Genomic DNA, 12,332 nt, shown 5'->3' on the forward strand with positions numbered 1-12,332 from the left:
TCAAGACAGCTTGTAGATGATCGCCTTGAATTGATCGGACATGAATTGTGTCACCGGATCGATCTGCATGACCCATGCACCGGCCTGTTCGATCGCTGTCCCGCCGTTCAGCACGTCGAGCCGGGTTTGGTACCCGGACGGTCCCAGGCTGGACAACAGGAAAGCCTTGAATGCAAACACCCCGACCAGACACATAACAAGAACCTTCAGCGGAACGGCCGAGCGCACCCGTTGGGGTTTCATGACGACCAACCCATCTTTGCGCATGGTCGCGCGATAGCCGCGGCTCATCTTGTTGTGTTTCTTTGTCAGCCGATGAACGCGCTGATCGAATTCAAGTTGTTTTCCTGTCATGGCAGCCTCCAAAAACCGCCCCCCAAATTCATTGGATGACGGTAGAAGGAGAATGCGTCAAAACCGTGGCAAAAATCCACAAAACTCCTGCAAATAGTCTAATTTGCGCCGTGTTTGGTTAAGACTAGCGTCGTCCATTCACCAATCATTGATCGATCCATCGTATTGAACCAGTTTCGTGTATAAACCGATTCCACTTCGTCGGCCTGCTCGTTGAGGATTCCCGACAGGATCGCATGTCCGCCTCCGCGCAGATTCTGCGCGATTTCCGGCGCAAGGGCCACCAGCGGACCCTTCAGAATGTTGGCAAAAATCAGATCGTAAGGCGCCACCGCTTGGAGGTCGGGATGGTCAAATCCGGCGGCCTCGACACAACGGACGGCCCCGGCCATGCCGTTGGCCTTCAAGTTGGCCTCGGCCACTTCTACGGCAACCTCGTCGATGTCGCTGGCCAGAATCTCGCCCGACCAGACCCGCGCCGCCGCCATCGCCAAAACCGCCGTACCGCAGCCGATATCAGCGACCTTGCTGGCCTTGAACCCTTGTTCAATCAGCTTATCAAGCGCCCTAAGACACCCCAGCGTGGTTCCGTGGTGCCCCGTACCAAAGGCCATCGCCGCCTCGATCAGCAGCGGGATGCGTCCCTCGGGCAGCTTGTCGGCATCGTGGCTGCCATAGACGAAAAACCGCCCGGCCTCGACCGGGGCCAGCTCGCGCCGGACATGGGCGACCCAGTCGGTTTCCGGCAGTTCCGACACCACGAACGGCTTGGCTTCGAAGGCCGCCGCCAGCAGGGCCAGTGCAGCCTCGTCCGGGGTTTCGGTGAAATAGCCGCCGACCTCCCAGAGGCCCGAGCCGTCCTCGACCTCAAAAACGCCCACGCCGGTGGGTTCGGGATCCAGACGCTCCATCGCTTCGCCGAGGCTTTCGGCCGCGGCTTTGCCTTTCAGGGTAGTCAAGGCGGTGAATGTAGGCATGGGAACCTCCTGCAGAAACCGCCTTTGCGCCTAGGGCCGTCAGCCGTCGAGGTCAAGCGTCCCGGGTGTCATTCGGCCGGTGCGGGGGCGTATTTCGAAAAGACGGTCTCGTTCCCCGGCTCGGGATGGCGCGGGATCAGCAGCGACAGCGCCAGAGAGATCAGCGCCATGCCCGCCGCCAGGCCGAACACCGCCCCCGGCGACACGACCCACAACAGCCCCAGCAGCGCCGGCAGAAACACCGCCGCGATGTGGTTGATGGTAAAGGCCACCGCCGCGGTGGGTGCAATATCGGCCGGATCGGCGATTTTTTGGAAATAGGTCTTGAGCGCCAAAGCCAGCGCGAACAGCACGTGGTCGATGACGTAGAGAATGGCCGCCAGCAGCACGCCCCATCCAAACCAGTAGATGCCGCCATAGGCCGCAAATACGATAGCAAGGCCCAGATATTCGAAGATCAGCGTGCGCCGCTCGCCAAACACCGCAACGGCCTTGCCCAGCAGAGGGGCGGCGGCCATGTTGATGATCAGGTTGATGAGGTATAGGCTGGTCAGGTGATGCACTTCGAAGCCAAAGCGTTCGACCATCATGAACCCCGCGAACACGACGAAGATCTGCCGCCGCGCGCCCGCCATGAACTGCAGCGCATAATACAGCCAGTAGCGGCGGCGCAGCACGATTTTCTTGGTCTGCGGTGTCGGCGCATCGAATTGCGGATAGGCGATCAGGCAGAACAGCGCCAGCACCGCGGTCAAACCACCAGCCGCCATAAAGACCGTGTTGTAGGACAGATCGAACCGATCCCAGGTCAGCACGATCAGCCCATAGACCACAAGCGTCGCGGCCGATCCCATCGCCACCAGCCACCCCAGCACCTGCGGGGCGCGGTCCTTGGGCAGCCATTGCAGCTGAAGCGATTGATTGACCGTTTCGTAGTAGTGAAACCCGATCGAGCTGAACAGGGTCACAAACAGCAGCCCGCCGAGGCTGGGAAACCAGGCCGTCACCGCCGTGGCCACGCCCAGCAGCATCAGCGAAATCATGGCCAGCACCTGTTCGCGCACGAAAAGGATCACCGCGATCACGCCAACGGCCAGAAAGCCCGGGATTTCGCGCACCGTGTGCAGCAGGCCGATGTCTGCCCCATCGAAATCCGCGACTTCGATCACGAAGTTGTTCAGCAGTGCGCTCCATGCGTTGAAGGCGATCGGCATGGTCAGCGCCATCACGAACAGCAACGTGACGGGGCGGCGCCAGAACGGCAGGCTCTGGGCCTGGGACAGGGGCATCGGTTTCAGCATGAGAGTTCTCTACGCCCAATCCGCCCGGCTGGCGAGAGGAAATCCCCCGTGCACATCGGGTCTGCGCTCATGCAGGGTCAGTAGAAGCTCTGCGGGTCGATATCGACGGTCAGGCGGATGTCGCCCTTCAGGCGCACCGGTGCGATCCAGCGGGCGATGGCGTCCTGGATCGGCGCCCCTTTGGGCGCCTTGATCAGCAGCCGCACCCGGTGCCGCCCGCGGATACGGGCAATCGGCGCCGGGGCTGGCCCAAAGACTTGTGCCCCGATCTGCCGCAGCGGCGCGTCATTGCGCGCCAATGCGTTGCCGATGTCAAAGACGGGCCCGACCTCGGGGCCGGACAGCACGACTCCCGCCATCCGGCCATAGGGCGGCACCCCGGCCGCCTGACGCCCGGCGGCCTCGGCCCGCCAGAATCCTTCCTCGTCCCCTGACAGGATCGCGCGGATCACCGGGTGTTCGGGCTGAAAGGTCTGCAGCAGCGCCGTCCCCGGCTTGTCGGCCCGCCCGGCCCGGCCGGCCACCTGCCGCATCAGTTGAAAGGTCCGCTCGGCTGCGCGCAGGTCGGACCCGTGCAGGCCCAGATCCGAGTCGATCACCCCGACCAGCGTCAGGTTCGGGAAATTGTGCCCCTTGGCCACCAGCTGCGTACCGATGACGATATCGGCGTCGCCCTCGGCGATCTCTTCGATCTTGGACTTCAGCGCCCGGGCCGAGCCGAACAGGTCGGAACTGAGCATGGCGATGCGGGCGTCGGGAAAGGTCGCCTCGGCCTCTTCGGCCAGACGTTCGATGCCGGGGCCGACCGGGGCCAGCTTGCCCTCGACCCCGCAGGCGGGGCAGGCCTCGGGCATGGGCTTGGTCTCACCGCACTGGTGGCACATCAGACGTTTGAGGAACCGGTGCTCGACCATGCGCGCATCGCAGTGGTCGCAGGCGATCTGTTCGCCGCAGGCCCGGCACAACGTCACCGGCGCATATCCCCGGCGGTTGATGAACAGCAGCGACTGTTCGCGCTTCTCGATGCGCGCCTGCACCGCCTGGCGCAGGCTGGGGGAAATCCAGGTGCCCGGCTGCATCTTCTCGGCGCGCATGTCGATGGTCTTCATGTCCGGCAGCACCGCCGCCCCAAAGCGCGAGGTCAGGTCCAGTCGGTCATACTTGCCGGCCTCGGCATTGGCCCAGCTTTCCAGCGACGGTGTCGCGCTGGCCAAGATCACGCGCGACCCGCAGATCGCCGCCCGCAGAACCGCCATGTCGCGCGCATTGTAATGCACCCCGTCTTCCTGCTTGTAAGAGGTGTCGTGTTCCTCATCCACCACGATCAGGCCCAGATCGCGGAACGGCAGAAACAGCGCCGACCGCGCGCCCACCACCATCTGCGCATCGCCCTGCCCGACCATGCGCCAGACACGGCGGCGTTCAGTCATCGTGGCACCGGAATGCCATTCGGCCGGGCGCGCACCGAACCGCTCCTCGACCCGCGTCAGAAACTCGGCGGTCAGCGCGATTTCTGGCAGCAGCACCAGCGCCTGCCGGCCCATGCGCAGCGCTTCGGCCACCGCTTCAAGGTAGACCTCGGTCTTGCCCGACCCGGTCACGCCCTTCAGCAGCGTGGTGCCATAAGTTCCGCTGCGCAGTGCCGCCCGCAACGTGTCGGCGGCAGCGGTCTGGTCGGGGGTCAGAGCTTTGCCGGGCCGGTCCGGATCCAGCGTCGGATAAGGCAGGTCGCGGGGGCTGTCCTCCTCACGCACTGCGCCCTGCTTGACCAACCCTTTGACGACCGACGAAGTGACCCCGGCCATCTCGGCCAGTTCTTTCAGAGTAAAGGCCAGGCCGCCATAATCACGCAGCACCTCCAGCACCCGGGCGCGGGCGTCGGTCATGCGGTCGGGTGTGCCGCTGCCCAGCCGATAGATCTTGCGCATCGACAGCGGGTCGCCCAGCCCGGGCGCGCGGGTGGCCAGCCGCAGCATGGCCGGCATCGGCGTCAGCGTGTAGTCGGCCGCACGCTGCAGGAACAGGCGCATCTCTTGGCGCATGGGCGCCACGTCCAGCACCCGGATGACCGAGCGGATCTTGCTGCGATCGAAATCACCGCGCCCGGCCCCCCAGACCACGCCCAACACCTTGCGCGGACCCAGCGGCACCTCGACGAAGGCCCCCAGGAAACACCCCCCCTCGGGCGCCTTGTAATCCAACGTCCGGTCCAGCGGCTGGGTCGTCAGAACCGCCACCAGCTCACCTTGGTCGAAATGCACCGGGTCGCTCAATGCGCGCCTTTCTTCAGCAGGGGTTTCAGCACGGGTCTCTTTGAGGTAAAGGCATCCTCGAGCAAGGCCAACCCATCAAAGGACTGCCCCGATGAAATTCTTCGTAGACACAGCCGAAATCGACGCCATCGCCGAGTTGAACGACCTGGGCATGGTGGACGGCGTCACCACCAACCCCTCGCTGATCCTGAAATCGGGTCGCGACATTCTGGAAGTGACCAAGGAAATCTGCGACCTGGTCGATGGCCCGGTTTCCGCCGAAGTCGTCGCCACCGAGGCCGAGGACATGATCGCCGAAGGCCGCAAGCTGGCGCAGATCGCACCGAACATCGCCGTCAAGGTGCCGCTGACTTGGGCCGGTTTGAAAACCTGCAAGACGCTCAGCGACGAGGGCCAGATGGTTAACGTCACCCTGTGCTTCTCGGTCAACCAAGCGATTCTGGCGGCCAAGGCGGGCGCGACCTTCATTTCGCCCTTCATCGGACGTCTGGACGACATCAACCTCGACGGCATGGACCTGATCGCCGACATCCGTCAGGTCTATGACAATTACGGGTTCGAAACCGAAATCCTCGCCGCCTCGATCCGCAGCGTGAACCATGTGGCCGACAGCGCCCGCATCGGCGCCGACGTGATCACCGCCCCGCCCGCCGTGATCAAGAAGCTGGCCGACCACCCGCTGACCGACAAGGGGCTCGAGGCCTTCCTGTCGGATTGGGCCAAGACCGGCCAGAAAATCCTGTGACCCGCTAATCCCAAGCACCACCGCGCGGCCCCGCCAGGGGCCGCGCCTGGCCCGCCTGCACGGGCCTGATCAGCGATCAGGCCCGTGCAGGCGGGAGCCAAGTCCCCACACTCGGCACCTAATCCACCTAAACGTGCATTTTTCCCAAGGTATTTCCGGGCACCCGTGCTATAACGCCCCCAACAAAAAAAGACCGGACAGGATATGAGCAGCAACCCCAAACTCGAGGACAACCTCCGCGCAGCGATTCTGGCAAAACCGGATGCGGTGCTGGACGACAAGGACCTGATGCAGGCGCTGGTCGCCGCGAACGAACGCGCCCGCGGAGACAACATCATCGACCTGCGCGGAATCGCCATGCAGCGGCTCGAGGCGCGGCTGGATCGTCTGGAGGACACGCACCGCTCGGTCATCGCCGCCGCCTACGAGAACCTGGCCGGCACCAACCAGGTGCACCGCGCCATCCTGCGTCTTCTCGAACCGGCGGAGTTCGAGGATTTCCTGCGCACACTGGGCACCGACGTCGCCGACATCCTGCGGGTCGACCGGATCACTCTTGTTCTGGAAACTACGGCCGCGCAACACGATCCGGGAATCGCCAGGCTGGACGGTATTCTAACGGTGGCCGAACCCGGCTTCATCGACCGCTACCTGAGCCACGACCGCGGCGGCCCGGCCCGCGACGTCGTGCTGCGCGAGATTCACCAACCCAACCGATTGGTGCACGGTGATCAGGCCGGCGAACTTCAATCCGAAGCCTGCATGCTGCTGGACCTGGGCACGGGCCGCCTGCCGGGCATGATCGTAATGGGCGCGCGCGACCCGCGGCATTTCTCTCCGCAGTTGGGCACCGATCTGCTGGCGTTTTTCGCCGGCGTGTTCGAACGGTCGATGCGCCACTGGCTGTCATGAGCCTGATCTCTCCGGCCTGCCGCGATGCGCTACAAGTGTGGCTGGAGAGTCTCTCGGCGCTTGCGGGCCGGTCGGAAAACACCACCAACGCCTATCGTCGGGATGTCACCGATTTCCTGGCCTTCATGACCCTGCATCACAGCGAACGTCAGGGGTTGGCCGCGCTGGAACGGATCAGCGTGTCGGACATGCGGGCCTGGATGGCGCAACAGCGCGACTCCGGCGTCGGCGCCCGATCTCTGGCGCGCAAGCTGTCGGCCGTCAAAAGCTTCTACCGCTGGCTGGCCGAGCGCGAGGGGTTCGAGCCCACCGCCGTCCTGTCCACCCGCGCGCCGAAATTCACCAAAAAGCTGCCGCGCCCCCTAGCCGAAGACGCCGCCCGCGCCGTGATCGAGGCGGTCGAGTTGCAATCCAGTTCGGATTGGGTTGCGGCCCGCGACGTGGCCGTGGTGACCCTGCTCTATGGCTGCGGACTGCGCATTTCCGAGGCCCTCTCGCTGACCGGCGCTGACGCGCCCCTGCCTGAGACGCTCAGAATCGTCGGCAAGGGCGACAAGGAGCGAATCGTTCCGGTCATTCCCGCCGCACGGCAGGCGGTGGACCGGTACCTGGAGTTGTGCCCGCACCCGCAAAGTGCAACCGCCCCACTGTTCCGCGGTGTGCGTGGCAAGGCGCTGAACCCACGGGCGATCCAAGGCGTCATGGCAAAGGCACGCATGCAGTTGGGCCTGCCGGCAACGGCCACGCCCCATGCCATGCGCCACAGCTTTGCCACGCACCTTCTGTCGGCCGGTGGCGACCTCCGAGCCATTCAGGAACTGCTGGGACACGCGTCTCTGTCCACCACGCAGGCTTATACCGCCGTCGATACCGCGCGGCTGATGGAGGTCTACAACCGCACCCACCCCAAGGCCTGAACGCAACGGAATCGCCACGACCGCCTGCATAGACCCTTAGGGGCGGGATTTTGCTTTGCATCTCGGGCGCGCATCGTACATGACACGGGCCATGACACTCAGATTCAAAGCCTTAGCCGTTCATCTGTTCACCGCGACTGGTGCCGTTATTGCCATGCTGGCCATGCTGGCAGCGGTCGAGGAAAAATGGAGCCTGATGTTCCTTTGGCTGGTGGTGTCTTTCATTGTCGACGGAATCGACGGTCCTCTGGCGCGGCACTACCACGTCAAGAAAAACGCGCCCGAGTTCGACGGGGTGCTGCTGGACCTGATCATCGATTATCTGACCTACGTGTTCATTCCGGCCTATGCGCTGTTCAAATCCGGCCTGATGGACGGTTGGACCGGCTGGTTCGCAATTATCGTCATCACCTTCGCTAGCGCGATGTATTTCGCCGACACGCGGATGAAAACCAAGGACAATTCCTTTTCCGGCTTCCCGGGTTGCTGGAACATGGTCGTGGTGGTGATCTTCGCGCTGAAACCCGATTTCTGGTTCAGCCTGATCCTTGTGGCGCTGCTGGCCGTGGCAATGTTCCTGCCGCTGAAATTCATCCACCCCGTGCGTACGGAACGCTGGCGCAACCTTTCCCTGCCCATGGCCTTCGCCTGGACGTTTTTCGCCGGATGGGCCGCCTGGGTCGATTTCCACCCGCAAAGCTGGGCGCATTGGGGCCTTGTCGTCACCAGCCTGTATCTGGTGTTTGCTGGTATTGCCCAGCAACTGATCCCGCAAAGGACCGGATGACCCCGCCGCGCAGGGCGAGGCCGAAGCTCACAGGATTTCCTGGATCTCGAATTCGGTTCCATTGTGGGTGAACACGTCGCCCTTCTGCAAACCGGCCATCGCCAGGTAAATCGGGCTTTGGGGTGAAATCCCCATATAGGTGTCCCCGTCAACGTCGAATCGCGTGGTCGAGACGCAGACGACGAAATGCCGGTCATTCAGCTTGACCACCGCGCCCGGCTCGACCGTCTGTTTCGGACCAAAATCGGTGTTTTCGATCACGTCGATCTTGGCGTGATGTGCATGCACCGGCCCGTCGAAAGCCGCCGCCAGATCGGCGCTCTCGCGCGAGGCGGCGATGTCGTCCTTGTCATGCACCTCGCGATCGTCCAGCTGCGACTCTTTCAAAAAGGCCTCGTGATGGGCCTGCGCGACTTCAAGCTCCTGGGCTTCCAGGGCCATCAGGCGGTCGATGATGGCTTTCTTGCGGGCAGCCGGGTCTGTCTGAGCGGTCATGCAATGCGGTCCTTCGCTGACGAATTCCATCTCAGGTTGGGACGCTTTGCGGGGGATTGCAACTGGATTCCGGTGATCAGATCAGCAGGCTCGCGGCGCCTTCGTGGCGCAACAAGGCCACCTTGCTCTCGATTCCGCCCTGGCCGGAAAACCCGCCCAGCCCGTTCGCAGCCAACACCCGGTGGCAGGGAATGATCACCGGAATCGGATTGGCTCCGCAGGCTTGTCCCACGGCCTGTGCGGGGTGCCCCAGTTCGCGCGCAATGTCGCCATAGGTGCGGGTTTCACCGAAAGGAATCGCCGACATCTCCGCACAGACCGCACGCTTAAACTTTGATCCGTTGACGTGCAGCGGCAGGTCGAAGCGGCGCAGGCTGCCTTCGGCGTAGGCCATCACCTGCGAGGCGGCTTCGGCAAGCAGCGGAGTCGTATCGCCCTCCGTTTGGCCGCCCCAGACCAGCCTAGTGATGGCGCCGCCTTCTTCCTCGATCCCGAGGCATCCGAACTGGGTTTGAACCGCAATCATCGGCATGGCTGCAGGGTTTCAGATCAGCACGCCGCCCGCAAGTCGCAAAAAAAGCCCCCGCGCTATGGCGGGGGGCTTTCGGGGTTTACGTTCAGCTCAGGGCGGTGTCGCAGCGACCGCAGACACCGGGATGCGCGTGGCGCCCCACATCCGGCAGGATCTTCCAGCAACGCTGGCACTTGGCCCCTTCGGCCTTTTCGAACACGACGCCGACGCCTTCGACCTCGGGCAGGCGGAAGGCCTCGGCCGGGGCCGGGTCGGCGGTGACAGTCAGGCCCGAGGTGATGCACAGGTCATCCACGTCGAAAGTGGCCAGCAGGTCACGGGTTTCGGCATCCTCGACATGCACGACCGGCGCGGCTTCGAGGCTGGAGCCGATGACCTTGTCGCGGCGCTGCACTTCCAGCGCGGCGGTCACCGCACGACGTACACGGCGGATCTTGGCCATGTTCTCCTCAAGCGCGGGGTCGCGCCAATCGGCAGGCGTGTCGGGGAAGTCGACCAGATGCACCGAGCTGTCCTCGCCCGGGAACCGCTCCAGCCAGACCTCTTCCATCGTAAACGGCAGGATCGGTGCCAGCCAGGTGGTCAGACGGTGGAACAGGATATCCAGCACCGTGCGCGCGGCCCTGCGGCGCGGGGTGTCCCCATCGCAATACAGCGCATCCTTGCGCACGTCGAAATAGAAGGCCGACAGGTCGACCGTGGCAAAGTTGAACACCGCGCTGAACACGCCCTGGAAGTCGAACGCGGCATAGCCCTTGCGGACCTGCTCGTCCAATTCGGCGAGTCGGCTGAGCACCCAGCGTTCCAGACGCGGCATCTCGGCCGGGTCGATCCGGTCGGCCTCGGTGAAATCGGCCAGCGAACCCAGCATGAAACGCATCGTGTTGCGCAGACGGCGATAGCTGTCGGCGACCCCTTTCAGGATTTCCGGCCCAATCCGCTGATCGGCGGTATAGTCGGTCTGGGCCACCCACAGGCGCAGGATGTCGGCACCATATTGCTTGATGACCTCCTCCGGCACGATGGTATTGCCGAGCGATTTGGACATCTTGTTGCCCTTCTCGTCCAGCGTGAACCCGTGCGTGACCACGTTGCGGTAGGGCGCGCGACCGATCGTGCCACAGGCCTGCAACATCGAAGAGTGGAACCATCCGCGGTGCTGGTCGGTGCCCTCCATGTAGACATCGGCGATGCCCTCGGGCGCACCATCCTCGCGATCGCGCAGAACGAATGCGTGGGTCGAGCCCGAGTCGAACCACACGTCCAGAACGTCGAACACTTGGTCATAGTCGTCAGGGTTCACGATGCCGTCCAGCACCTGCTGTTTGAACCCGTCGGTGTACCAGACATCGGCACCGTGTTCTTCGAACGCGGCCTTGATGCGGGCATTCACTTCCGCGTTGCGCAGCAGATAATCCGGGTCGGTGGGCAGAGCGCCTTTCTTGGTGAAACACGTGAGCGGCACGCCCCAGGCACGCTGGCGCGACAGAACCCAGTCGGGGCGTGCCTCGATCATCGAATACAGGCGGTTGCGGCCCGACGGCGGCGTCCATTTCACCAGTTCGTCGATCGAGCGCAGGGCGCGTTCGCGGATGGTGTCGCCCATCTGGTTCATGCCGTCGTCCAGCTTGCGGTCCACGGACACGAACCATTGCGGTGTGTTGCGATAGATGATCGGCGCCTTGGACCGCCACGAATGCGGATAGCTGTGCTTGATCTTGCCACGCGCCAGCAGCCCGCCGACCTCGGCCAGCTTGTCGATCACGGCCTTGTTCGCGTCGCCCTCGCCGCCCTTGCGCGACAGGATGTACTTGCCACCGAAGAACGGCATGTCAGCGCGGAAGCTGCCATCGTCCATCACGTTGTAGGTGATGACCTGCTCGAGCATGCCCAGATCGCGGTACAGCTCGAATTCCTCCATCCCGTGCGAGGGCGCGCAATGGACGAAGCCGGTGCCTTCCGTATCGGTCACGAAATCGGCCGCGCGAAAATCGCGGATGTCGTCCCATTCGCCGTTGGACCCTTCGGCCCCTGCCAGCGGGTGCTGCAGCTGGATCTTGGCCAGATCGTCCTGCGTGACGTCACACAGGCGTCGGTACATGGTGTCGTCCAGTCGCGCGCGCGCGAACACGTCGGCGGCCAAGTTGTCGGCCAGCAGGTACCGGTCACCGATCCGAGCCCAGCATTCCTCGGGGCGGCCGGTCACTTCGTACAGCCCGTACGAGATGTCCTTGCCATAGACCACGGCCTTGTTCGAAGGCATGGTCCAGGGCGTCGTGGTCCAGATCACAACATAGGCGTTGTCCAGCGTGGTGTCGCCGGTGTTCACCACCTTGAACTTCACCCAGATGGTGAAGCTTTCCTTGTCGTGATACTCGACCTCGGCCTCGGCCAGAGCGGTCTTCTCGATCGGCGACCACATCACCGGTTTCGAGCCCTGATACAGCGTACCGTTCATCAGGAACTTCATGAACTCGTCCGCGATCACCGCCTCGGCGTGATAGTCCATGGTGACGTAGGGATCGGCCCAGTTGCCGGTGATGCCCAGGCGCTTGAACTCTTCGCGCTGTATATCGATCCAGCCTTCGGCGAACTTGCGGCATTCCTGGCGGAAGTCGATGACCGGAACCTCGTCCTTGTTCTTGCCCTTCTTGCGGTACTGTTCCTCGATCTTCCATTCGATCGGCAGGCCGTGGCAGTCCCAGCCGGGCACATAGCGCGCGTCGAAGCCCATCATCTGATGCGACCGCACGATCATGTCCTTGATCGTCTTGTTGAGCGCGTGGCCGATATGCAGGTGCCCGTTGGCATAGGGCGGGCCGTCATGCAGGATGAACGGCTTGCGCCCCGGCTTTTCGCGCAAGCGGTCATAGACGCCGATCTTCTCCCAGCGGTCCAGCCATGCGGGCTCGCGCTTGGGCAGGCCGGCGCGCATGGGGAATTCGGTTCGGGGCAGGTTCAGCGTGTCTTTGTAGTCGGGTGTCTGGGTCATGTCGGCGCACATGGAGAGGCGTCCCTTGGATATTCTTGGCGTGTTTG

The 12,332-nt window shown here is 63.5% G+C and carries 11 protein-coding genes; 4 read left to right on the plus strand and 7 right to left on the minus strand.

What is annotated here, in order from left to right:
- The 4 genes from AC2FMD_RS02115 to AC2FMD_RS02130 form a co-directional block, all read right to left on the minus strand.
- Positions 1-354 carry a hypothetical protein gene (locus tag AC2FMD_RS02115; protein ID WP_490362348.1) on the minus strand — a complete coding sequence of 118 codons (354 nt, stop codon included), beginning with the start codon at positions 352-354 and terminating at the stop codon, positions 1-3.
- 98 nt (positions 355-452) lie between these two features.
- Positions 453-1,331, minus strand: coding sequence for a 50S ribosomal protein L11 methyltransferase (locus AC2FMD_RS02120; RefSeq protein ID WP_496794597.1), 879 nt, complete (start codon positions 1,329-1,331; stop codon positions 453-455).
- 68 nt (positions 1,332-1,399) lie between these two features.
- Positions 1,400-2,632, minus strand: a complete 1,233-nt coding sequence (locus AC2FMD_RS02125) for an MFS transporter (RefSeq protein ID WP_496688376.1) — start codon at positions 2,630-2,632, stop codon at positions 1,400-1,402.
- A 77-nt stretch (positions 2,633-2,709) separates the two neighbouring features.
- Positions 2,710-4,905, minus strand: coding sequence for a primosomal protein N' (locus AC2FMD_RS02130; protein WP_496743079.1), 2,196 nt, complete (start codon positions 4,903-4,905; stop codon positions 2,710-2,712).
- Positions 4,906-4,996: 91 nt separating this feature from the next.
- Between AC2FMD_RS02130 and fsa the strand changes: the two genes are divergently transcribed.
- The 4 genes from fsa (at position 4,997) to AC2FMD_RS02150 (ending at position 8,266) form a co-directional block, all read left to right on the plus strand.
- Positions 4,997-5,650, plus strand: coding sequence for a fructose-6-phosphate aldolase (gene fsa / locus AC2FMD_RS02135; protein ID WP_005977921.1), 654 nt, complete (start codon positions 4,997-4,999; stop codon positions 5,648-5,650).
- 204 nt (positions 5,651-5,854) lie between these two features.
- The gene (locus AC2FMD_RS02140) at positions 5,855-6,562 is read left to right on the plus strand and encodes a DUF484 family protein (RefSeq protein WP_496681337.1); all 708 of its coding nucleotides are present in this window, start codon (positions 5,855-5,857) and stop codon (positions 6,560-6,562) included.
- Positions 6,559-7,479 (plus strand): tyrosine recombinase XerC, encoded by a 921-nt coding sequence (locus tag AC2FMD_RS02145; RefSeq protein WP_496681335.1) that lies wholly within the window; start codon positions 6,559-6,561, stop codon positions 7,477-7,479. Before AC2FMD_RS02140 ends, AC2FMD_RS02145 begins: the two co-directional genes overlap by 4 nt.
- A 91-nt stretch (positions 7,480-7,570) precedes the next feature.
- Complete coding sequence (locus AC2FMD_RS02150; protein WP_496711350.1) at positions 7,571-8,266, plus strand: CDP-alcohol phosphatidyltransferase family protein; 696 nt, start codon at positions 7,571-7,573, stop codon at positions 8,264-8,266.
- Between the two features lie 27 nt (positions 8,267-8,293).
- Here the strand turns inward: AC2FMD_RS02150 and AC2FMD_RS02155 are convergent, their stop codons facing one another.
- The 3 genes from AC2FMD_RS02155 to ileS all read right to left on the minus strand — a co-directional run bounded on the left by AC2FMD_RS02155 (position 8,294) and on the right by ileS (position 12,297).
- Positions 8,294-8,761, minus strand: coding sequence for a hypothetical protein (locus tag AC2FMD_RS02155; RefSeq protein ID WP_496681332.1), 468 nt, complete (start codon positions 8,759-8,761; stop codon positions 8,294-8,296).
- A gap of 76 nt (positions 8,762-8,837) precedes the next feature.
- Complete coding sequence (locus AC2FMD_RS02160; RefSeq protein ID WP_496794598.1) at positions 8,838-9,293, minus strand: methylated-DNA--[protein]-cysteine S-methyltransferase; 456 nt, start codon at positions 9,291-9,293, stop codon at positions 8,838-8,840.
- Between the two features lie 85 nt (positions 9,294-9,378).
- A complete protein-coding gene (gene ileS / locus AC2FMD_RS02165) occupies positions 9,379-12,297 on the minus strand; it encodes an isoleucine--tRNA ligase (protein ID WP_496794599.1) in 2,919 nt (972 codons plus the stop codon).
- Between the last annotated feature and the right edge of the window lie 35 nt (positions 12,298-12,332).

The organism is Ruegeria sp. BHSC276, from assembly GCF_059612945.1.